The 23,048-nt window shown below is 73.4% G+C and carries 15 protein-coding genes; 3 read left to right on the top strand and 12 right to left on the bottom strand.

Annotation, left to right across the window (positions count from 1 at the left end):
• Positions 1-5: 5 nt before the first annotated feature.
• The 4 genes from ACFC1X_RS20570 to ACFC1X_RS20555 all read right to left on the bottom strand — a co-directional run bounded on the left by ACFC1X_RS20570 (position 6) and on the right by ACFC1X_RS20555 (position 8,473).
• A complete protein-coding gene (locus ACFC1X_RS20570) occupies positions 6-1,175 on the bottom strand; it encodes an AAA family ATPase (protein WP_376355906.1) in 1,170 nt (389 codons plus the stop codon).
• Positions 1,176-1,321: 146 nt separating this feature from the next.
• Positions 1,322-6,427, bottom strand: coding sequence for a hypothetical protein (locus ACFC1X_RS20565; RefSeq protein WP_376355611.1), 5,106 nt, complete (start codon positions 6,425-6,427; stop codon positions 1,322-1,324).
• Complete coding sequence (locus ACFC1X_RS20560) at positions 6,424-7,278, bottom strand: DUF4132 domain-containing protein (protein ID WP_376355609.1); 855 nt, start codon at positions 7,276-7,278, stop codon at positions 6,424-6,426. The genes ACFC1X_RS20565 and ACFC1X_RS20560 overlap by 4 nt, the downstream gene beginning before the upstream one ends.
• Positions 7,279-7,387: 109 nt before the next feature.
• A complete protein-coding gene (locus tag ACFC1X_RS20555; protein WP_376355607.1) occupies positions 7,388-8,473 on the bottom strand; it encodes a MerR family transcriptional regulator in 1,086 nt (361 codons plus the stop codon).
• Between the two features lie 112 nt (positions 8,474-8,585).
• Here ACFC1X_RS20555 and ACFC1X_RS20550 point away from each other — a divergent pair, with 112 nt between their 5' ends.
• Both ACFC1X_RS20550 and ACFC1X_RS20545 read left to right on the top strand, forming a co-directional pair.
• Positions 8,586-9,329 carry a YqjF family protein gene (locus tag ACFC1X_RS20550; RefSeq protein ID WP_376355606.1) on the top strand — a complete coding sequence of 248 codons (744 nt, stop codon included), beginning with the start codon at positions 8,586-8,588 and terminating at the stop codon, positions 9,327-9,329.
• A gap of 35 nt (positions 9,330-9,364) precedes the next feature.
• Positions 9,365-9,499 (top strand): hypothetical protein, encoded by a 135-nt coding sequence (locus ACFC1X_RS20545; RefSeq protein WP_376355604.1) that lies wholly within the window; start codon positions 9,365-9,367, stop codon positions 9,497-9,499.
• 42 nt (positions 9,500-9,541) lie between these two features.
• Here ACFC1X_RS20545 and ACFC1X_RS20540 read toward each other — a convergent pair whose 3' ends face one another.
• The 6 genes from ACFC1X_RS20540 to xylB all read right to left on the bottom strand — a co-directional run bounded on the left by ACFC1X_RS20540 (position 9,542) and on the right by xylB (position 17,450).
• Entirely contained in the window at positions 9,542-10,762 is a 1,221-nt protein-coding gene (locus ACFC1X_RS20540) for a metallophosphoesterase (RefSeq protein ID WP_376355602.1), read from the bottom strand.
• Positions 10,763-10,872: 110 nt separating this feature from the next.
• Positions 10,873-12,396: an aldehyde dehydrogenase family protein gene (locus tag ACFC1X_RS20535; protein ID WP_376355600.1), complete on the bottom strand. Its 1,524-nt coding sequence runs from the start codon at positions 12,394-12,396 to the stop codon at positions 10,873-10,875.
• A gap of 96 nt (positions 12,397-12,492) precedes the next feature.
• Positions 12,493-13,788, bottom strand: coding sequence for a GAF domain-containing protein (locus tag ACFC1X_RS20530; RefSeq protein ID WP_376355598.1), 1,296 nt, complete (start codon positions 13,786-13,788; stop codon positions 12,493-12,495).
• A gap of 45 nt (positions 13,789-13,833) precedes the next feature.
• The gene (locus tag ACFC1X_RS20525) at positions 13,834-14,466 is read right to left on the bottom strand and encodes an N-acetylmuramoyl-L-alanine amidase (protein WP_376355596.1); all 633 of its coding nucleotides are present in this window, start codon (positions 14,464-14,466) and stop codon (positions 13,834-13,836) included.
• Positions 14,467-14,750: 284 nt separating this feature from the next.
• Positions 14,751-15,959, bottom strand: a complete 1,209-nt coding sequence (locus tag ACFC1X_RS20520; protein ID WP_376355594.1) for an ROK family protein — start codon at positions 15,957-15,959, stop codon at positions 14,751-14,753.
• 45 nt (positions 15,960-16,004) lie between these two features.
• Positions 16,005-17,450, bottom strand: coding sequence for a xylulokinase (gene xylB / locus ACFC1X_RS20515; RefSeq protein WP_376355592.1), 1,446 nt, complete (start codon positions 17,448-17,450; stop codon positions 16,005-16,007).
• A 146-nt stretch (positions 17,451-17,596) separates the two neighbouring features.
• On the opposite strand from xylB, the gene xylA reads away from it, so the two are divergent.
• Complete coding sequence (xylA, locus tag ACFC1X_RS20510) at positions 17,597-18,760, top strand: xylose isomerase (protein WP_376355590.1); 1,164 nt, start codon at positions 17,597-17,599, stop codon at positions 18,758-18,760.
• A 112-nt stretch (positions 18,761-18,872) separates the two neighbouring features.
• Here the strand turns inward: xylA and ACFC1X_RS20505 are convergent, their stop codons facing one another.
• Positions 18,873-20,141 (bottom strand): SWF or SNF family helicase, encoded by a 1,269-nt coding sequence (locus tag ACFC1X_RS20505; protein WP_376355588.1) that lies wholly within the window; start codon positions 20,139-20,141, stop codon positions 18,873-18,875.
• Positions 20,138-23,014, bottom strand: coding sequence for a DEAD/DEAH box helicase (locus tag ACFC1X_RS20500; RefSeq protein ID WP_376355586.1), 2,877 nt, complete (start codon positions 23,012-23,014; stop codon positions 20,138-20,140). The genes ACFC1X_RS20505 and ACFC1X_RS20500 overlap by 4 nt, the downstream gene beginning before the upstream one ends.
• Positions 23,015-23,048 lie beyond the last annotated feature (34 nt).

Below are 23,048 nucleotides of genomic sequence, written 5' to 3'. Positions count from 1 at the left end.
GGGTGTCAGCCCTCCAGAACCGTGCGCAGGTCCCACAGGGTGCGCCAGGTCGCCGAACCCTGCTCCGCGCGGCGCCGGACCGGACCGTCCCAGTAGCCGCGCAGCCGGGCCGCGTCGGCCGGGTCGTCCTTGCGAACCACGCCGAGGAGGTGCCCCGGGAGCAGCCCGAGCACATCCCGGTCCCCGGGGAAGTAGGCCGCCGCCAACCCGAGCGCGCCCGCGACGGACACGGCCTCGGCGGTGCTCATCACGGTGGACGGCCGCTCGACCTCCCAGCCCTCCGCCGAACGGCCCTCACGCAGGTCACGGAAGGCGACGACAAGCGCCTCCAGGACGGCCTCGTCCACCTGGAACGGCGCTCCGGCGCGCTCGACCGAGGCCCGCGCCTGACTGCGGACCAGTGCCGTCTCGGCGTCGAGGTCCGGAATGGGGCCGACCGTCTCGAAGTTGAACCGGCGCTTGAGGGCCGCCGACATCTCGGAGACTCCCTTGTCGCGCAGGTTGGCGGTGGCGATCAGGTTGAAACCGGGCGTGGCGTGCGCCAAGGCGTCGTCCGTGCCCGAGAGTTCGGGAACGGCGATGCGCCGTTCGGAGAGCAGGGAGACCAGGGCGTCCTGCACCTCCGGCAGGCAGCGGGTCACCTCCTCGACACGGGCGATGCCGCCCCGGGTCATGGCGGTCAGGACAAGGGACGGGACGAGGGCCGTACGGCTGGGCCCCTGGGCCAGCAGCAAGGCGTAGTTCCAGCCGTACTTGAGCTGGTCCTCGGTCGTACCCGCCGTGCCCTGCACGACCAGCCCGCTCGTGCCGCAGACGGCCGCCGACAGCAACTCGGACAGCATGGACTTTGCGGTACCCGGCTCGCCCACCAGCAGCAGTCCGCGCTCCCCGGCGAGCGTGACCACGCACCGCTCCACCAGCGCCCGGTCGCCGACGAACTTGCCCTCCACCACCAGCCGGCGGGGTACACCCTCGGGTGCCCCGGCGTCATCGGGCAGCCGCAGGGCACGGCCGTCGCTGCCCATGACGAACGTGACCACGGCCCGGGGCGTGAGCCGCCAGGCGGGAGGGCGCGGGCCGTCGTCGTACGCGGCGAGGAAGGCCAGTTCGGTGGCGTACCGGTCCTCGGGCGGGACGATCTGGCGGGTGGTGTCGGGGGAGAGGGTGGCGGTCATCGAGGGATCTTCCGGTGGGCTCGGACAGAGGGAGTGGAGCGGTCGCGTGGCGGGCGCGGGCACGTCGCCGATGCGGGTGCGGGTGCGGGTGCGAGTGAGGACGTAGACGCGGGGTGCGAGTGCCTGGCCGGTCGCGTGCGCGGTCGTCATCGGCGGCGTCCCTTCCGCGTGGCGCGGGTGGTGAGTTCCTCGTAGGCGGGCGCGTCCTGGGCCCGCACCCGGTCCCAGGCACGGGCGAACAACTCGGGTACCGGGAACGGCGGAACGGCGCGCAGCCCTTCGCGGACCGGGTAGAGACCCTCCTTCCACGTCTCCACCGGCAGGGCGGGCGCTTTGAGGTCGCGCCAGCCGCATGGCAGGAAGAGGGAACGGCCGGCTCGGGACCGCTTGGCCTCGACCACCAGCTCCGTGGCCGCGAGTTCGGCCCGGGCCCTCTTCATCCGGGCGGGCCGCCACTCGGTCCACCGGGCGCAGTTGCGGTCCGTCGGGTCGGGCAGCGCGAGCAGTTGCAGGTACAGCGCCGCCGCGTCCTCGCTCAGGCCGTGCTCCGACGCGACCTCCGCGACGAGCGCCGGAACACTGACCGTGGGATCCTGCGCGGGTCCGGCGGGCCCCGCGGGGTCCTGACCGGCGGCCAGGGCCCGGGCGAGTTCCTCACCCAGGACGGACCGCAAGGCCCGCATGCCGGAACCGCGCGCGGCACCCACCAGCCCCTCCAGCAGCCCGAACACGGCGTCGTCCGGCCCGGTGAGGCCCGCCGGACGCACCAGCACGGTCTCGTTGTCGCCGTGCCAGGGGCGCAGGACGAGAGCCTCACCGACCCGGACCGTCCCGTCCGCGTCGGCGCCCCCGGAGGTGGGCAGACCGTAGGCCTTCCGCAGCTCGGCGGCGGTGGTTCCGCCCTTCTCCGTCCACCCGACGTCCAGGTCGAGCAGCAGCCCCGGGTCGGCGAGGCGGCGGCGCAGCGCGGCCAGGCCCTCCGGCAGGGCCGCGCGCAGGGGGTGGCCGTAGGGCAGGGCGTAGGCGAGTGAGGTGAGGGTGGCGACCGCGCCGGTCAGAGCGTGACGTCCGGGCACCGCGGCGGGGTCCTCCGCGACGAGCCGGCCGTCGTTGTCGGGGCGCTGCACCGTGGTGCGGCTGAGCCACGCGGTGCGTGCCGGGTTGAGGATCGCCTCCGCGGACCCGGCCGGCAAACCGTCGAGCGCGGGAGCCAGGTCCTCGGGCACACGGACGAGAGAACCGAGGCGCGCGGCCCACGTCCGGCCCGCGGCACCCGTGTCCGGCCCGCTCGTCCACAGCTCGGCCGGGTCGTCGGGCAGCAGAGCGCCGACGAGCGCGGCCCGCTCCGTGGCGGGGAGCGTGTTCAGCATGGCATTGCCCGCGTCCAGTTGACGGGGCTTGAGCCCCACCGTGGCCAGGGCCTCGGCGTCGAGCTTCTCCGGCTGTCCGGCGAGGAGGATCGTGGCCTGGAGCGGTCCCACCCCGGCGTGCGTCGACGTGGCGAGTGCGGTGGGCGCCTCCGGCTGCCAGGGCGCGGCCCCCTTGTCCCGGACCAACCGGGTGACGGCAGCGAGGGTGTCGGCGGGGAGCGCCGGGGTGTGCCGCGTCTCGCGCTCCAGCGTGAAGTGGGCGACGGCCCCGAACATGCCCGCCGGATCGTGGTCGAAAGCCAGCCAGTTGATCCGCTCACGCCCGTAGTCAATGTTCTGGCAGCCGAGGACGACCACGGTCCGGCCGTCCCGGCGCAGTACCTGCCCGCCCCGCTCCCGCTGCCGGCGCTTGTCGTGCGGCTCGCTCAGGACGATCTCCCGGAGTCCGTGCCCGGGTGCGGCGAGCGGCCCTTCGCCGAGGGCCTCGAACAGCAGGAGCAGCGCCTCCCTTTCGGCAGCGGGGACGGTGGGCGCCGCCGCGCGGTAGGCCAGCGGCCGCAGCACGGTCAGCAGGGACGGCCACACCAGGCCGATGCGGGGGATGGTGTGCTCGTCGCTGTGCCATCCGTCGCCGAGGGCGTCCAGACGGGTGCGGTCGGGCAACTGCCTGCCGTCGGCGGGATGCCCCGAGAGCACGTGGTTCACGGCACGGATCTGGCGTAGTGCCGTCCACTGGTGGTCGCCGCCCCAGGACCCCCACATGTGGGCCAGACCGCCGGTGGCCGTGCGCAGGGTGTGGTCGTCGCCGTGCTCGGGGCGGTAGTCCGCGAACATGCCCTCGGTCCGCTTCCGTTCCCGCTGCGGCTGCTCGACGGGCGGCGTCACGAACCGGGTGACCGTGTCGGCGATCTGCAGAGTCGTGCGGACCAGGGCCGCCACACCGGCCAGGATCCGCTCGTCCGTGAGACCGGGCAGAGACCGGGACACGGCCTGCCGCACGACCTCCTCGACGGACGGCATGGTGGGCTTGACCGCGGTGGCGCCGCCGTCCGACCCGTCACCCTCGCCCGCGGCCTTCACCAGCGCCTGCCGGTCGACGAGTGCACGCGCCGCCTCGCCCAGTACCTGGGCGGCCTGTTCGTCGGTGCAGGCCCGCAGTACCGCCGACGCGCTCTCGTCCCGGGGGCGCAGGGCGTGCCAGAAGGCGACCGGCGGCACCAGCGGGGTACCGGCGGCGAACTCACCGCCGCGCTCGTGCGGTGTCACCCGGCCGAGTTCACCGGCCCGCGTACCGTCCTCCTGCGCGAACAGCGTGATCTGGCGTCGCGTCCGGGCGACGACGGGGACGGCGCCGCCGGGCAGCCGCAGCGCGCCGAGCGGGACGAGACGTTCGCCTTGCCGGTCGGCGGTCAGGGTGACGGTCCGGCCGTCGGGCGTCCCCGCGGTCGTGCGCGCCTCGTCGGCCTCGTCCTCGGCACGCACCCAGCGGCCGAGCACCGCACCGTCGGTGCCGAACGGACTCTGCTCCAAACCGGGTTGCAGGGGCAGCACCTCGCACCGGTCCTGCAGCAGCGTCGCGCCGTCCCGGATGCCGGAGCGCAGGAAGACGGGCAGGGACGCGCGCCCGTGCGAGCCCGTCGCCGGGTCGTACTCCAGCCACACGTGCTGCCGCCCGTGCCGGCCCTGGCGCCAGTACAACGTGCCGTCCCCGATCACCGGACGGGTAGTGGGCAGGACCGTGTCGCCGGCGTGCAGGGTGCGACCGCCGGTGGCCCGGCCCCCATCGGGCAGCGGGATGGACGGGGCGACCGCGTCGTCGTTGCGCCACCAGTGCGAGATCCGCTCACCGGTGAGTGTGACCACCTCGGACGGTCGGTTGGACCAGTAACCGCGCTGCTTGCCGTCGTGCCACCACACCACCAGCAACTCGCCGTCGCTGTAGCGGAACTGCGGGCGCTGCCAGCGATCCAGGTCGGCCGGGAGGCGCAAGTCGTGTTCGAGGAGAATCGCGTCCGGGCCCACGACGACCGCCTTGTGCCCGCGGCTGAGGATCAGGCAGGGCCACGCCTCGTTCACGATGAGCGTGTTGTCGCGGTCCTTGCTCGGGCGGGTCTCGGTGTCGAGGACCCGCAGGGCCTCTTCGAGGGCGGGCCAGCCGAGTTCGTCGAGGATGCCGGCCCGCAGGGTGCGCGCGAGCAGCGGCGCCGTCTCGTAGGCGGCGGCTCGGGCGACGGCTGCCGGGTTGACCCGGGGCGCGACCGGCCGGAAGGGGCTCAGCCGGTGCAGCGCCTCACGGGCGCCGGGCAGTCCCCTCGCGGCGGCCAGTTGCCCGACCGCGCCGTCCAGCCACTCCCGCAGTACGTCGCGGAGTACGGGGTGGTCGGCGAGGTGCTCCAGTACCGAGCCCGACTGCCGGTTGTGGCCCGCGGCACCGACGGCCCTCAGCAGGAGGGGCCGCAGTCGCGGGTCCGCCGCGAGGGCTGCCAGATCGCGCCGTTCGGGATCGGTGTCGCGCACCCAGCGCTCCAGCCCGAGGTGGACCTCGGTGCCGGGATCCGGCAGCGCGAGGGGGATGTTCAACGCCACGCACAGGTCCAGCAGGCCGATGTCGGCACCCACCTGCCGACGGCCGGTGAACAGGTCGACGGTCCGCCCGTCGGTCCGCAGCCGGGCCGCCATCCGGGAGACGAGAGCGAGCGTGGCGGGGGAGCTGTCGCACGTCGAGGCACCGTGCTTGCGGTGGGCGGCCCAACGGCCGAGCCAGTCCGCGGCGTCGACAACGACCGCCGTGTCCTCCCCGGTGAGCAGCCGGTCGGCGCCGCACTCGGTCAGCAGTGCCAGCCAGAACTCGTCGCTCTTGGCGTTGCGATCGAGCCCGGCCGGCATGATCTCCAGCAGCCGCTCACGGACGGCCGGCCGCCGCTCGGCCAGGACGGTCAGGGTCGCCCGGTAGGCGGTCCAGAAGGAGGCGGGCGCTCGGACGGCGGCGGGCGAGGAGACCAGGTCGGCGACGAGATCGCACTCCGTCTCCACCTTGGGCAGTCCGGCCGCCTTGATCAGCACACGCGCGTCCTGCGGCAGCGACGCGTACGGCGGCATGCCGGCCGCACAGCGCTCCACCGCCAACTGCCGGAACTGGGCCCACGCCTCGGAGGCGTCCAGCCGGTCGGCGAGATCCTTCACATGCTGCTTCAGCGCCTTGACCGTCAGCGCCCCGGCGAAGGCGAACTCCAGGAAGACCGCCCGCTGCCGGTCCTCGTCGACGGTGAGCGCGTGCACCCGCTCGGCGTCACGGGCCTTGCCGAAGAAAGCCGCGGCGTAGGTGGTGTTGTCGTACTGGAGGAAGATCCGCGCGGCCTGCTCGTAGAAGGTGGGCAGGAAGTGCGGCACGGCCCGGCCGAGCCGTTCGCCGAGCTGCTCGAAGCCCTCCTTGGCGGTGCCTGGGCGGGACTTGGCCTGGCGCGCGAGCCGCTCGACGTCCTTGACCAGGGCGAGCGCGTGGTGCCCGTTGGCCGGGTCGTTGACCAGCGCCCAGGCGGGGAAGCCGAGGGTCTCCCGCCTGATCTGCCCGACCTCCTCGGTCTCCGCGTCCCGCACGAGTCCGAGGAAGTCCAGTGCGAGGTCCTCCGCCTCACCGAGGGTGCCGGGCACGAGCCGGACGACGCTGCGGTCGCCGAGCGCGGCGTGGCTGTAGGTCCGCACGGTGAGGGTGTCGGCGTCCTCCCGCCCCGTACTGCCCGGCGGCAGGAGCGCCCCGGCGTCGAGCAGGGCGGCGATGGCGGCGTCGTCGTGGGCGGTGCTCCCACCTGCGACGGTGTCCCCGGGGGCGGTGGTGCGGACGTCGGCCGCGTCGGTGTCGTTCACGGTGTTCACGGTGTTCACGCGGCGCGCTCCTCGTCCTCGATGTCGCGGCCGGCGTACAGCGCGGCGGCCATGCGCATGCCCTCCGACCAGGCCACCGGCCCGATCCGGCCCAGCCTCAGCTCCCGTCCCGCGGCGTCGGCCCAGGTCAGGGGGCCGGTCTCGGTCTCCTCGTAGCTGTCGTAGTCGCCGACCCACACCCGGGCCTCCACGCTCCGGCCGTCCTCCCAGGCGGAGCAGACGGCGTACCCGCCGCGCACGCGGTGGCCGAGCTGGGTGACCCGCCCGTGCAGGAAGCGCAGTTCCTTGAACGTGCCGCCCGCGTACTCCTCGACGGACGTGGCGTCGGCGTCGAGCGCGGCGGGGCGGTGCCACACCTCGCGGAAGAGCTGCTGGGCCCGCTGCTCGACGCCGAGTTCGACGGCGAACTCCCGCAGGTCCTCCAGGTCTTCGAGGAGCACGGGGTGCGGCAGGTGGACGAGGGCGGGGGAGATGCGCACCGTGTCCCCGTCGAGGTCGACGAGGCCGAGGCCGCGCTCGGGGTCGGCGTCCCGCAGGAAGCCCGCGACCTCGCCGTCGGCGCCGGTGACGACGAGATCGCGCAGCGCGGACCGCCAGGCGGGGTCGGCCCACACCCGGGTGAGAACGTCGAGGGGGACGGGCAGCGACCGCACCATCCACCGCTCGACGTCGGTGAGGCACTGGCGTTCGTGCCGCTCCAGCCACTCGACGAGCTGCCGCAGCCCGACCACGGCCGGATCGTCCGCGAGCTTCGCCGGGACCGACTTCAGCCGTCGTCCCGCCGCGTTGCGGCAGACCACCTTCCCGTCGTCCAGGGCGACCTCGTAGTCCCCGGCCGTCACCCACCCCATGAGTGCCTCCCCGCACCGCAGTGATCAACTGCTGAAAACTGTAGGCGAGACCACTGACAACGCCGTCGGCGCAGGGGACGGCCGGGGCGGAGAGGTCCCCGGCCTGCCCTCAGTTGTCCAGGCGGACCGGCATCAGCAGCGAGAACGTGGCCTCGTCGTCGGTCCGCCGGATCGCGAGGGGCGCCGTGGGGGCGCCGAGCTCCAGGACCAGTCGGTCCCGCCCCGCGGCGGCGAGCGCGTCCAGCAGGAACCCGCGGTCGACGGCGACGACGTCCCGGCCCTCGTCGCCCTCCCCGCACACGGTCACGGTGCCGTCATCGGCCACGTCGAGCACACTCATCTCCTGCGCGGTCCCGCCCTCTTCGCGCACCTCACCGGCGCGGACGGGCCCGTCCGCCAGGGCCTTCCGGAAGGCGGCCACATCGACGACGGCCCGCCGTCCGGCCGGCAGTCGCACCAGACGCCGGTAGTCGGGGAAGTCGTACGCGAGGCGCGGTCCTGCCGCCTGGCGGTCCCCGGCCTCCAGCGTCACACGGTCACCCTCCACACCCAGGTGGACGGGCTCGTCGCCGCCCAGCAGGGCGCGCATGGCGTCCACGAGCGGTGCGGGCACGATGACCTGGTCACGCGGCCCGCCGTGCCCGGTGGCAGTCGTACGCGCGACGGCCATTCGGTACCGGTCGGTGGCCACGACGTGGAGCGTGTCGCCCTCCACGTCGAACAGGACCCCGCCGAGCATCGGCAGCTCGGGGTCGGCGCCGACGGCGAAACGGACCGCGTCGAGCGCGGCGGCCAGTCCGTCGGCGGGGACGGACAGCCGGACGGCGTCGGTACGGGGCGAAGCGGTCATGGGATTCTCCCTCTGGTCGAGCAGGACTCGGAGTGCGGAGAACTCGCTGCGCGCATCGGCCAGCCCTCGTTCGAGCCGGCGCACGTGCGCCTGGAGGAGCCCGCGCACGAGGTCCGTGTCCGAGCCGGACCAGCCGGCCAGCACCAGCCGGACGTCCGCCAACGGCATCCCGGCCCGCCGCAGCCGCGCCAGCAGCCGGGCCTCGTCCAGCTGCCCCGGCGCGTACCAGCGATAGCCGCTCACCGGATCCACCCAGGCGGGCACCAGCACACCGGCGCGGTCGTAGAACCGCAGGGCGCTCACGCCCAGTCCGCTGTCGCGGGCCATCTCCCCAATGCTGCGCATCTCGCTCTCCACGTCCGGAACTCTGGGCCCTTGACCAGGTCGAGGGTCAATCCCGACCCGGAGGCACCGGACCCCTCGGAGGACGCGCCCTCGCGTCTGCCATTCTTGCGCCGTGCAGAAGCCCAGCGCCGTCACCCCCGACGCCCCCGCACCGATACGCATGCCACTCCTCACCCAGGAGTGGCTCGACCTCGCCTTCGTCCACTGGGCCGTGGACCCCGCCGACGTGGCGGGACTCATGCCGCGCGGCACCGTCCCCGACACGCACGAGGGGCTCACGTACGTCGGGCTGGTCGCCTTCCGGATGCACAGGGTCGGCTGGTTCCGGCTGCCCGGGGTTCCCTACTTCGGCTCGTTCCCGGAGACCAACGTCCGCCTGTACAGCGTCGACGCCCATGGCCGCCGTGGCGTGGTCTTCCGGTCGATGGACGCTTCGCGGCTGATCCCGGTGGTGATGGGGCGCGTCGGTTTCCGGCTGCCCTACCTGTGGTCCCGCATGAGCGTCCGCACCGTCGGCGACACCGTGACCTACACCAGCTCCCGCCGCTGGCCCGGGCCGCGCGGCGCCTACAGCCGCATCACCGTACGGCCCGGCGAACGCATCCACGAGCCGACCGCCCTGGAGCACTTCCTCACCGCCCGCTGGGGCATGCACAACATGTTCTTCGGCGGGGCGGCGTACCTGCCCAACCACCATCCCCGCTGGCCTCTGCACCGAGCCCAGCTCGTCACATGTGACGAGGACCTGGTCGCGGGCGCCGGGATCGAGGCCCCCACCGGTGCCCCGGTGAGCGTCCTGTACTCGCCCGGCGTCCCCGTCCGCCTCGGTCGCCCCGCCCTCGCGGCGAAAGGGTGATGCACGCCGCGACAGCTCGCTCCTAGGGTGCGCCCATGCCAACGACCGCTTCGCGCATGCAGGACCTGATGGGCGTCGACTTCGCCACCTTCGGCACGACCACCACGTTCTCCTGGCTCGACCCGGACGCGCGCGGCATCGTCCCACCGGCCTCCGGGCAACCGGCCTGAACCCTGGAAGCCCGTGTGCCCGTGTGCATCCCCTACTGAGTCCTACGTCGACGTGGGCGGGCCCGGGGAACGGAGCACCAGCAGGGTGATCTCGCTGGGGGCGAAGACGCGGAACGGCGGGCCCCAGAAACCGGTGCCGCGGCTGGTGTAGAGGAGCGTGCGGGAGCCGTGCTCGCTGAGGCCGGCGAGGGCGGGCTGGTCGAGGCGGACGAGATGGTGGAAGGGCCATATCTGGCCGCCGTGGGTGTGGCCGGAGAGCTGGAGGTCGATGCCGGCGGCTGCCGCCCGGTCGACGAACTTGGGCTGGTGTGCCAGGAGCAGGACGGGAAGCTCGGGGTCGGCGCCGTCCAAGGCCCCGGCGAGGTGGGCGCGGTGGCCCGCCAGGCCGGAGGACTCGGCGGTGACGTCGTCCACGCCGGCGACCACGAGGGTGTCGCCTCCGCGTTCGAGCAGCACATGGCGGTTGCGCAGAGGCTCCCAGCCCAGCTCATCCATCAGGTCGACCCAGCCCTGGGCCTCGCTGTAGTACTCGTGGTTGCCGGTGACGTAGACGCGAGCATGGGTGGCCCGGACGGTTCCGAGCGGGGCGGCCTGGGCGCGGCGGCGTTCGGCCGTGCCGTCCGCGATGTCGCCGGTGTGGCAGACCAGGTCGGCTTCCAGGGTGTTCACCGTCTCGCACACCCGTGCCGACCAGCGGGCGCGATCGAGTGGACCGTAGTGGGTGTCGGTGATGAGGGCGACGCGAGTGCCGTCCAACCCGGCTCCCAGCCGGGGGAGTCGCACGTCGAGACGGCGCACGCGTGGCACGCGGCGGGCCTCGACGTACCCCCAGGCGAGGAGCACGGCGGTTGTGCCGAGGACGGCCCAAGTGACGATGCGCGCCCGATCCTGACCCTCGCCTACGCCCGCCACGGCCAGGGCGAGCCGCAGGAGGACGCCGAGCAGGACGGACCACGTGAACAGAACCCAGCCGGCGCCCAGCAGGGTGTCTCCGACGATCGCCGCCCGGTCCTGCTGACGTCGGCCGTGGCCGCGCGCCATCGCGAGCGGCATCCCGACGAGACCGAGCACGAACAGCGCGCTGGCGATCAGCGTGACGGACAGCGGCCAGTGCTGCCCGGCGTACAGGAGCACCCAGCAGGGCACGGCCCACAGGAGTACGGGGGCGACCAGGGGGAGGTAGCGCATCAGGCGGTGCAGTCGGCTCTGCCGCGTAGCTTGCGCTTCGCTGTCGGCGGGTCGGGTGTCGCTGGCGTCGGTCACGCTGCCCCTCTCTGACCAAGGCGGCCGTCCCGCGCACTGTATCCGGTCGCCCTCGGGCAGGCCGGACCGGCGGTGAGGGGCACCGCACGTCAGGAACCCGCTTTGAGGCTCTAGAAGAAGCCCAGCTTCCGAGGGCTGTAGGAGCAAAGAAGGTTCTTCGTCTGCTGGTAGTGCTCCAGCATCATCTTGTGGTTCTCCCGGCCGATGCCCGACTGCTTGTACCCGCCGAAGGCGGCGTGTGCCGGGTACGCGTGGTAGCAGTTGGTCCACACGCGTCCCGCCTGGATCGCGCGTCCCGCGCGGTAGGCGGTGTTCATGTCGCGGGTCCACACCCCGGCGCCGAGGCCGTACAGCGTGTCGTTGGCGGTCTTGATCGCGTCGTCGAAGTCGTCGAAGGACGTGACCGACACGACCGGGCCGAAGATCTCCTCCTGGAAGATCCGCATGCGGTTGTGGCCCTCGAAGATGGTCGGCTGGACGTAGTAGCCGCCCTTCAGCTCGCCGTCGTGCTCGATGCGCTCGCCACCGGTGAGTACCTTGGCGCCCTCCTGCCGGCCGACGTCCAGGTAGGACAGGATCTTCTCCAACTGGTCGTTGGAGGCCTGCGCGCCGATCATCGTGTCCGTGTCCAGCGGGTGCCCCGGCTTGATCGACTGAGTGCGGGCGACGGCGGCCTCCATGAACTCGGCGTAGTTGCCGCGCTGGATCAGGGCCCGGGACGGGCAGGTGCAGACTTCGCCCTGGTTGAGCGCGAACATCGTGAAGCCCTCGAGCGCCTTGTCGCGGAAGTCGTCGTCCCGCGCCCAGACGTCGTCGAAGAAGATGTTCGGCGACTTGCCGCCCAGCTCCAGCGTGACCGGCTTGATGTTCTCCGAGGCGTACTGCATGATCAGCCGCCCGGTGGTGGTCTCCCCGGTGAACGCCACCTTCGCCACCCGAGGACTGGACGCGAGCGGTTTGCCCGCCTCCACGCCGAAGCCGTTGACGACGTTGAGGACACCGGGCGGCAGCAGGTCGGCGACCAGGCTCAGCCAGTAGTGGATCGACGCCGGGGTCTGCTCGGCGGGCTTGAGCACCACCGCGTTCCCGGCCGCGAGCGCGGGAGCGAGCTTCCAGGCCGCCATCAGGATCGGGAAGTTCCACGGGATGATCTGGGCGACGACACCGAGTGGCTCGTGGAAGTGGTACGCCACGGTGTCGTCGTCGATCTCGCTGAGCGAGCCCTCCTGGGCGCGGACCGCTCCGGCGAAGTAGCGGAAGTGGTCGATGGCCAGCGGGATGTCGGCCGCCAGCGTCTCGCGCACCGGCTTGCCGTTCTCCCAGCTCTCGGCGACCGCCAGACGCTCCAGGTTCGCCTCCATGCGGTCGGCGATCTTCAGCAGGATGTCGGAACGCTCGGTCACCGAGGTGCGGCCCCAGCCCGGGGCGGCCTCGTGTGCCGCGTCGAGCGCCCGCTCCACGTCCTCCGCCGTTCCCCGCGCGATCTCCGTGAACGGCTGACCGTTCACCGGGGACGGGTTCTCGAAGTAATGCCCGCGGGCCGGAGGTGCGTACTCGCCGCCGATGAAGTGGTCGTAGCGCGACTGGTAGGAGACGATCGCGCCCTCGGTGCCGGGCGCCGTGTAACGGGTCATCCTGATTGCCTCCTCGTCGAGCGCTGCCCGCCGTTGGACAGCTCTGCGCGTGAGGCTAGGCAGCGGGACGTTGCAGACACGTTGCGTGGACGACGGTCACCACCGGCCCGGCGCCGTCAGTTCCGACTCCAGCGCGGCGAGCCGGGACCGGGTCGCCGCCGTGGGCCGGACCGTGGCGAGCGCGCGCCAGACGTCGAGATCGTCCTCACCCCACGGTGCGTGCGCCCAGTCGGCCAGCAGGTCGGGATCGCGGCGGGCGATCAGCGCGGCCCGCAGCCCGTCGGCGAGGCGGCGCCGGAGCCGCACCACCGCCGGGGCCTGGGACCCGGGCAGCAGCGGACCGGCGTACGCCGTCGCCGCCCCGGTGACCGCACCCGCCCGCAGCCGACGCTCGACGACGGCGGCGTCGGACTCCACGGGCATCGTGAGCCGGTACGGCCGGGACGCCAGCCGGCCGGGCCCCACGATGCCGCGCAGCCGGGCCAGCTCGGCCCGCAGGGTCACCGGCGGTACCGTCTCGTCCTCGTACAGCGCGCACAGCAACTCGTCGCCGGTCAGGCCCTCCGGATGCTGGGCCAGCAGCACGACGATCTCGCTGTGCCGTCGGCTCAGCCGGACCCTGCGGCCGTCCGCGCTCAGCAGAGCCTCGTCACGGCCCAGCGCGGTCAGCTCGGCGGCCTCGCCCGCGGGTGTCTCCGGAGCGAGCAGGGCCAGCTGTGACTCGGCGGCACGCGCCACCGCCTGTACGAAGCCCAGGCTGTGCGGGTGCGCCAGCCCGTCCCCGCCGGTGATGTCCACGGCGCCCAGCACCCGCCCGGTGCGCGGATCGTGCACCGGGGCCGCCGCGCACGTCCACGGCTGCACCCGGCGTATGAAGTGCTCCGCCGTGAAGACCTGGACCGGACGGCCGACGGATATCGCCGTGCCCGGCGCGTTCGTCCCGACCGCCGACTCCGCCCACCGCGCACCCGGCACGAAGTTCATCCGTCCCGCGCGCCGCCGAGTGGCCGGATGCCCCTCCACCCAGAGCAGTCTGCCGTGCGCGTCGCACACGGCGAGCAGATGCTCGCCGTCGGCGGCGAAGGTGCCCAGGAGCTCCCGGACCAGCGGCATCACGCGCGCCAGCGGATGCTCGGCACGGTAGGCACCGAGGTCGCCGTCCATCAGCTCCACGCTCGCCGTGCCGTCCGGCCCCACCCCCGCCCGGACCGACCGCCGCCAGGACTCCGCCACCACGGCGCGCACGGGTCGCGACACCGTGCCCGCCGCGGTGAACGTCTCGTGCGCGCGGCGCAGCGTCCGGGCACGTTCGGCGGGGTCGGCCCCCGGTTCCAGAGCCAGCCATGAATCAGTCAACTCGGCCTCCCCGGACAGTGATGGGATGGGAGACATCGTCACTCCGCCGATACGCGCGGACAACCTCTTCGACCAGCCGGATCAGCGCGACGTGGGATCCGCCGGGGCTGAGGCCAGGTTGACCAGTCTGATGTAGCGGGTCCAGTCCCAGTTCGGCCCCGGGTCCGTGTGGTCGCTGCCGGGAACCTCGTGGTGCGCGATGATGTGCGTGCGGTCCATGGGGATGCCGTACGTGGTGCAGATCGCCGCGGTGAGCCGGGCCGACTGCTCGTACATCGCGTCCGTGAAGTACGCCGGCTGGTCCACCCACCCCTCGTGTTCGATGCCGATGCTGCGGGTGTTGTAGTCCCAGTTGCCCGCGTGCCAGGCGATGTCCACCTCACGGACGCACTGCGCCACGTGTCCGTCGGCGGACCGGACGACGTAGTGCGCGGAGACCTGCCTCTCGGGGTCGCGGAAGATGGAGAGGGTGTCGGCGTACGTCTCCTGCGTGACGTGGATGACCACGTAGTCGACGGGATAGGCCGTGGGCCTGCTGGACCGACTGTAGTTGGACGTCGTCGCGGGCTGCCACTCGGCGGAGGGGTAGTCGACCGCCCGGGCCCGCGCGGCGGCCGGCGTACCGGAGAGCAGGGTGAACGGGACGGTGGCGAGCGCGGCGCCCATCAGAATCCGCCGCCTGGTCGGAACCGGAGCTGTCCTTTCCCTGTCCATGGGACTGCCCTTTCTTCGGTGGGCCCTGGAGCCCGGTGGGGGGAGTGGGTGCTCAGCTGTTCGGTCATGCTGAGGAGAAGTCCGGCCCTGCCGAGGAGGGCAACGCCGACGGTCCGTCCACCCTGCCTGCGGGGTGCGTCCGCGCAATCACCGTACGGGGGACGGGGATTGCGCAGAAGAACGCCGCGCCGTTCCGTGGACGGCCACCGCCTTGTGGACATCACGCTCACTCGATCGAGTGAAAGAGAGGCGTGAGTGGACCCCTCGCCGAGCCCCTGAACGGCTCAGGCGCGCTCCGCCACCACCGCCGGGTCGTCCAGGACCGCCCGCACCACCGAGTGCGCCGCGCCGAGCAGCGGCCCCTGCGGTCCCAGGTCCGACACCGAGACCGGGCAGGCGGGTCCGGCCGTGCGCCGGGCCAGTTCGTCGCGCAACGACGGCAGCAGCCAGGGCGCGAGTCCGGCCAGCGCGCCGCCCAGCACCACGCTCTCGGGATCCAGCAGGTTGACCGCGCCGGTCAGCGCGATGCCGAGCGCCGTGCCCGCCTCGCGCAGGGCGCGCCGCACGTCCTCGTCGCCCTCCGCGGCCCGTCCGGCGAGCAGCCCGACACGGTCCTCGCCCGGCTCCACGCCGGCGGCGCGCAGCACCGCCTTCTCACCCGCGTACTGCTCCAGGCACCCGCGCCCGCCGCAGGGGCACTCCGGGCCGTCGGGCCGGACCGGCACATGACCCAACTCGCCCGCGAATCCGCGCGTACCGCGCAGCAGCCGTCCGTCGAAGACCACGCCCGCGCCGATACCGATCTCGGCCGAGACGTGCAGGAAGTCCCGGGGCGTCCCGTCGCCGAGCCAGAGTTCGGCGAGCGCCCCGAAGTTGGCCTCGTTGTCCACGGTCAGCGGCAGGTCCGCGGGCAGCAGCGCGCCGAGGTCGGCGTCGTGCCAGTCCAGGTTCGGGGCGCGTACGACGGTGCGGCCGTCGCGCGCCACGAGACCCGGCACGGCCACCGCCAGCCCGGCCGGCCACAGCCCTTCGGACTCGGCCTCCGTGACGACCTGCCGCACCAGAGCGGTGAGCCGCTCGACCACCGGCTCGATGGAGCTGTCCCGGTTGCTGCCGTACCGCACGGCACGAGACCGCACCTGGCCGCGCAGATCGACCGCGCAGACCGCGAGATGGTCGACGCCGACCTCCGCGCCGATGCCCGCCGGGCCCCGCGCGCTGACGGCGAGCGCCGACCCGGGCCGCCCCACCCGGCCCGGCCGCTCGGGACCCAGCTCTTCGAGCAGGCCGGAGCGGATGAGTTCGTCGACTAGGGTCGAGACCGCCGCGCGTGTCAGCCCGATCCGAGAGGCGACGGCGGCCCGGGACAGCGGTCCCTCCGCGCTGACGGTGTGCATCACCCGGGCGAGATTCCGGCGGCGCATCCCCTGCTGGGTGTCCGGAAGCGTGCGCCCGTGCCGGGCCGGTTCGGCTTCGTGCGGCGGTGCGGTCATGCCTCCGTCATTCCTCGGTCGGTCGTCGCCCGGGTCACCGCGTCCTCAGCGGGAATCCGTGGACCGCTCCAGCAGCGGTGCCGCGTCGGAGAGTACCCCGGTGATCCTCGCCAGCGTCGCCTCGTCCCGCTCCACGGCGTCGAGCACCGGTCCGGCCGCCGTGTTCCAGCGCCGGGCGACCGCGGCGGCGTCCTCGCCGGTCAGCAGGCCGGCGGCCTGTGCCGCGGCGCCGAGCGCGACCAGTTCCTTCGCCTCGGGGATCTGGACGGGACGCCCCGACAGCCGCCGTACCGTCTCCTGCCAGGCGCCCCCACGCGCACCGCCGCCGATCAGGAGCAGCGGCGCCGACGGGTCGGCGTCGGCGTCGAGCACCAGGTCGAGGGCGTTGAGCAGCGAGTGGACCGCACCGTCGTACGCGGACTGGAGCAGCTGACCGGCGGTCGTGTCGTGCCGCAGTCCGTGCAGGAGGCCGGAGGCGTGCGGGAGGTTGGGGGTGCGTTCGCCGTCCAGGAAGGGCAGGAGCGTCGCCTCGGTGCCGGGTTCGACTGCCTCCCGGTCCAGGCCCAGCAGGGTCGCCACGCGGTCCACGGCGAGCGTGCAGTTCAGGGTGCAGGCGAGCGGCAGCCAGTCGCCGCGCGCGTCGGCGAAACCCGCCACCGTGCCGGTCGGGTCCGCGGGGCGCCGCCGCGAGACGGCGTACACGGTGCCGGACGTGCCGAGGCTCATCACCGGCACACCGGGACGGAGCCCGAGTCCCAGAGCGGCGGCCGCGTTGTCACCGGTGCCCGCGGCGACCAGGGTGCCCTTCGTGAACGGCAGGCCGTGGCCGTCGCGGACGGTGCCGGCCACCTCGCCGGGCCGGACCACCCGGGGCAGCAGCGCCGGGTCGAGGCCCACGCGCGCGAGGATGTCCTCGTCGTACGCCTCCGTGCCGGACGCCCACCAGCCGGTGCCGGACGCGTCGCCCCGGTCGGTGGTCCCCTCGCCGGTGAGCCGCTCCGTGAGGTAGTCGTGCGGGAGGCGTACGGCCTTCACCGCGCGGGCCGCGTCCGGCTCGTGTTCGGCCAGCCAGGCCCACTTGGTGACCGTGAAGGACGCGCTCGGCACGCTGCCCGTGCGCTCCGCCCAGGACTTGGGCCCGCCCAGCCCCTCGATCAGACGCCGGGCCTGCGGGGCGGAACGCACGTCGTTCCACAACAGCGCCGGGCGCACCGGCTCGCCCTGGGCGTCCAGGGTGACGAGCCCGTGCTGCTGCCCGCCGATCGACACCGCGGCGGCCTCGCGGGCGGCGTCGCCGCACTGGCGCAGCGCCTCACCCAGCGCGTCCCACCACTGGCGCGGATCGCTCTCACGGCCGGCTCCGGAGGACACGGTGTGGGGGGCCTGGCCGCTCGCGACGACCTGGCCGGTGGCCGCGTCGACGACCAGCGCCTTCGTGGACTGAGTGGATGTGTCCACACCGACGACGAGCGGACCCTCGGCTGCTGACATCGGTCTACTCCCTCTTCCCGGACTGCACTGCTTCGGGCACTGGCACACCTTGTCCCTTCCCAGGACCGTGTGTGCATACTAATTTGTAAAGCGCCATGACGAAATAGTCTGCAGCGAGTGATCGGCAGCGAGTGAGGAGCCGCGGAATGAACTACCAGCCCACTCCCGAGGACAGGTTCACGTTCGGTTTGTGGACGGTCGGCTGGCAGGGCCGTGATCCGTTCGGCGACGCCACCCGGCACGCCCTGGACCCGGCGGAATCGGTGCGTCGTCTGGCCGAGCTGGGCGCCCACGGCGTCACGTTCCACGACGACGACCTGATCCCGTTCGGGTCGAGCGACTCGGAGCGGGAGGCGCACGTCAAGCGCTTCCGGCAGGCCCTGGACGCCACCGGCATGAAGGTGCCGATGGCGACGACGAACCTGTTCACGCACCCGGTGTTCAAGGACGGCGCCTTCACGGCGAACGACCGGGACGTGCGCCGGTACGCCCTGCGCAAGACGATCCGCAACATCGACCTCGCGGTCGAGCTGGGCGCGAGCGTGTACGTCGCCTGGGGCGGCCGGGAGGGCGCGGAGTCCGGTGCGGCCAAGGACGTACGGGACGCCCTGGATCGGATGAAGGAGGCCTTCGACCTGCTGGGCGAGTACGTCACCGAGCAGGGCTACGACCTGAGGTTCGCGATCGAACCGAAGCCCAACGAGCCGCGCGGTGACATCCTGCTGCCGACGGTGGGCCACGCGCTGGCGTTCATCGAGCGCCTCGAGCGGCCGGAGCTGTACGGCGTCAACCCGGAGGTCGGCCACGAGCAGATGGCGGGCCTGAACTTCCCGCACGGGATCGCGCAGGCGCTGTGGGCGGGCAAGCTGTTCCACATCGACCTCAACGGCCAGTCCGGCATCAAGTACGACCAGGACCTGCGGTTCGGCGCGGGCGACCTGCGGGCGGCGTTCTGGCTCGTCGACCTGCTGGAGCGGGCCGGATACGCGGGCCCGCGGCACTTCGACTTCAAGCCGCCCCGCACCGAGGACCTCGACGGCGTGTGGGCGTCCGCGGCCGGCTGCATGCGCAACTACCTGATCCTCAAGGACCGCGCGGCCTCCTTCCGCGCCGACCCGCAGGTGCGGGAGGCCCTGGCCGCGGCCCGCCTGGACGAGCTGGCCCGCCCGACCGCCGAGGACGGCCTGGCGGCACTGCTGGCCGACCCGACCGCGTACGACACCTTCGACGTGGACGCGGCCGCCGCGCGCGGTATGGCGTTCGAGCACCTCGACCAGCTCGCCATGGATCACCTCCTCGGCGCCCGCTGAGGCGCCACGGAGGGGCCCGTCGCGGACGGGGCGGCTCCGGCCTCCTTCCGTGTGCCGGAAGGAGGCCGGAGCCCTCACGCGGGAAGCGCGCCGCCGCGCGGGGGCCGGGACGTCAGGGTTGGTCCACCGTCCCCAGGGCGGCCGAGGCCAGCGCCGTCGCCGGGTCCTGGACCGGCCCGCCCACGGGCACCCAGCGACCGCGCTCCTTGCGGTACGGCCACCAACGGCCGTCGTGGTCCAGGCGGAGCTGCCGCGGTTCCCCGACGACGGTCCACCGGTTGGCCCGGGCCCGCAGCGACGGTCGTTCTTCGTCCTCCCAGGCCGACTCCAGCGCGGCACGCGCGCGTGCGAGCGCCTCGCCCTCCGGCGCCCACTCCTCCTCGAGCACGGACAGGGCGGTCACGCCGCCGAGCCGCCACGCGCCTACGGCGACGGCCAGCGCCTCCGGGGTGCGCCCCGAACCCTCGCCGAGGCGGTGCAGCACGTCGGGTCCGGGCTCGCCCGCCGCCAGTCGTACCGCGTCCTGCGACGCCGTCGCCTCCCTGCCCGCGGCCTGCTGCTCGTGCCCGCCGCGCAGGGCTTCGGCGAGCAGACGGTGTGCGTCCGCGGCCGCCCTGGAGGCCAGATAGGACACGGCGGACGGATCGACGCCGTACGGGGGTGGCGTCTCGGTGTCCAGGGACGGCGGCACGCCGGGGCCGTCCCCGAGTCCGGGTGGCGCGGGCAGCGGAGGCAGTACGTCCCCCGCCGCGTACGCCTCGCCGGCGTCCACGCCCTCCCTGCGGGACGCGGACTCCCGCGCGGGTGCGCTGCCCTGCGCCTGGAGTGCTTCGAGCAGGGCGCCTTGCGTGCGGCCTCGGATCAGCAGCAGGACGAACGGGTCCTGGTCCAGCAGCCTGGCCACCTGGTAGCAGAGGGCGGCGGTGTGCCCGCAGTGGTCCCAGGCGCCGCAGTCGCACTCCGGCTCCAAGTCGCCCATGCCGGGCAGCAGATCGATGCCGGCGGTCGCCGCGTCCTCCACGAGGTGCGGAGGCATGTCCCGGTCCAGCAGTGCCGCGACATGCCCGGAGCGTTCGATCGCCATGTCGACAAAACGATCCCACTGTGCGTCGGACAGCTGCTCCAGCAGGACGTCGGCCCGATGTGCCGTGCCATCGCGGTCCTGGACGACGGCCGTGATGCGCCCCGGCCGCACCGACACGGCGCCGACCGCTCCCGCGCGTGCGAGACGGCGGCCCGCCTTCACCTGGGCCGCGTCCATCGCCGCGTCCTCCAGCGCCTTCAGCCAGGCCAGGCCCCACCAGGTCTGGGCGAAGCCCCGTCCGTGCGCGGGCGGCAGCGCGGTGAACGTCCGTTCCGTGTCGTCGTCGTACCGGGTCATCGGGTACCCCCTCGCAGTTCGACCAGGTCGGCCAGTTGCGCGTCCGTCAGCTCCGTGAACGCCGCCTCGCCCGTGCCCAGTACCGCGTCGGCGAGTTCCCGCTTGCGGTGCAGCAGGGCGGCGATGCGGTCCTCGATCGTCCCCTCGGCGACCAGCCGGTGCACCTGCACGGGGCGGGTCTGGCCGATGCGGTAGGCGCGGTCGGTGGCCTGCGCTTCGACCGCCGGATTCCACCAGCGGTCGTAATGCACGACGTGCTCCGCGCGTGTGAGGTTGAGCCCGGTGCCCGCCGCCTTCAGCGACAGCAGGAAGACCGGCACCTCCCCGTCCTGGAACCGGCGGACCATCGACTCGCGTGCCGTGACGGACGTGCCGCCGTGCAGGAACAGCGACGCCACGCCGCGAGTGGCCAGGTGCCGTTCGAGGAGACGGGCCATCTGCACGTACTGCGTGAAGAGCAGCACGCTCGCCTCCTCGGCGAGGATCGTGTCGAGCAACTCGTCGAGCAGTTCCAGCTTCCCCGAGCGGCCCCCGATCCGCGGCCGGTCCTCCTTGAGGAACTGCGCCGGGTGGTTGCAGATCTGCTTGAGGCTCGTCAGCAGTTTCACGATCATGCCGCGTCGCGCCATGCTGTCGGCCCCGGCGATCTCCGCGAGCGCCTCGCGCACCACCGCCTCGTACAGGCCCGTCTGTTCCGCCGTCAGCGACACGGGACGGTCGGTCTCGGTCTTCGGCGGCAGCTCCGGTGCGATCCCCGGATCCGACTTGCGGCGTCGCAGGAGGAAGGGCCGTACGAGCCGGGCGAGTCGCTCCGCCGCGGCAGGGTCCTCGCCGCTCTCGACGGCCTGGGCGTACTGACGGCGGAAGGTGCCGAGCCGGCCCAGCAGGCCCGGCGTGGCCCAGTCGAGAATGGCCCACAACTCCGAGAGGTTGTTCTCCACCGGAGTGCCGGTGAGCGCCACACGCGCGCGTGCGCCGAGGGAACGCAGTTGGCGCGCGGTCTCCGAGTACGGGTTCTTCACGTGCTGGGCCTCGTCCGCCACGACCATGCCCCACGGCACGGCGGAGAGACGTTCGGTGTCCAGGCGCATGGTCCCGTAGGTGGTCAGCACGAACTCGCCGTCCGCGAGGCCGTTCAGGTCACGTCGGGTGCCGTGGAAGCAGCGAACCGGTGTGCCGGGCGCGAACCGCTCGATCTCCCGCTGCCAGTTGCCCATCAGGGAGGTCGGGCAGACCACCAGGGTGGGTCCGGCGGCGGCCGGGTCGGTCTGCCGGTGCAGGTGCAGGGCGATCAGCGTGATGGTCTTGCCGAGGCCCATGTCGTCGGCGAGGCAGCAGCCGAGGCCCAGTGACGTCATGCGGACCAGCCAGTTGAGCCCTCGCCGCTGGTAGTCGCGCAGCGTGGCGTCGAGGGCGGCGGGTTGCGGGACCGCCTCCTGCGCCTCGGGGTCGGCCAGCCGCTCCCGCAGCGCCGCCAGCCAGCCCGTGGGGCGCACCTCGACGCGGTGTCCGTCGACGTCCGTCGAGCCGGTCAGAACGGCCGCGAGCGCGTCCACCGGCGCGACCTTGTGGTCCTGCCGGGCGCGGGCGCGGTGGACCTCCCCGGGGTCGACCAGCACCCACTGGTCGCGCAGGCGCACGAGCGGCCGGCCGGCCTCGGCGAGCAGGTCCAGCTCCTCGCGCGTGAGGCTCTTGTCGCCCAGGGCGAACGTCCAGTTGAAGGCGAGCAGCGCGTCGGCGGACAGCAACGAAGAGCCGCCCTCTGCGACGGCCGCAAGGGGCGCCCGCTCGTCGTCCGGCGGTCCGACCTCCGCGCGTGCGGTCAGATCGCGGGCCAGCTCCCTCGGCCAGTGCACGTCGACCCCCGCGCCCGCGAGTGCCCGGGACCCCGTGCCGAGCAACTCGGTCACGTCCGCGTCCGCGAGCTCGACGGCGTCCGGCACCGCGGCCGACAGCAGTGGTGTGAGCGCCGGCCAGGCCCGTGCCGCACGGCGCAGGGCGAGCAGGGCGTCCATACGCGCGCGCGTGCCGAACGCCTCACCCACGGTGCCGGCCCACACCTCGGCGGTGTCGGCGACGAGCGCGGGGTCGCTGACGCTGTGCACCTGGAGCACCGCCCGGAACGCCGGCTTCTCCTCCGCGGGAGCGGCGGCCGACAGGCCCCGCACCTCCACGCGCAACGACAGCCGTACACCCGCGTCGTGTCCCGCCGCGACATCGGCGGCCCACTCGCGCAGTTCGGGCATCCGCCGCGGTTCCCGCGAGGCGTAGGCGGGCCCGGCCGTCACCAGTGCGGCGGCGGGGGAGCGGGGCAGCGTGTCCGCCACGGCGTCCAGGAAGGCGCGTACCAGCCGTTCCGGGTCGTGAAGCCGCGGCGGTTCGGTGTCGTCGACCGGGACCGCGTGCGCCTCCGGCGGCATGGCGGCGGCGAGGTGGCGGACCCGCTCGGTCTCCTCCGCGCCCAGCGGGCCGGCCCGCCAGGCATCGTGGTCGGCCGTGGACAGGCCGGGCAGCAGCAGCCCGCGCGCGACCAGGTGCAGTGCCTCGACGGTGACGGCGCCCCAGAACACCGACGACCGGTGGGCGTGCGCGGAGGTACGCGCGCGCGTGAGGACCGGCAGGGCCGCCCGGAGCGGCAGCACCACCGCGGGCACGCTCACCCGTCCCACAGCGTCGCCGTCGGGCAGGACGACGGTGAGGTCCTCGGCGGTCGGGTTCTCCCGGCCGCCCGGCGGGGCGCTTCCGGGTGCGGCGCCGTCGGGCCGCCAGAACGCCACGGCGCCGGTGCGGCCGGGTTCACCGGGCAGGAAGACAGCACAGCAGCCGACGAGTGCGGAGATCTCGGAAGGGGTTTCCGGGAGGGCGGTCTGCACGGTGATGATGTATTCCTCAAATTTGACTAGCCAG

This window comes from Streptomyces sp. NPDC056128 (assembly GCF_042263835.1).
In the GTDB taxonomy this organism is placed as follows: Bacteria; Actinomycetota; Actinomycetes; order Streptomycetales; family Streptomycetaceae; genus Streptomyces.
Note: the sequence above shows the minus strand (reverse complement) of the source record. Positions and strands in the feature narration are given on the sequence as shown.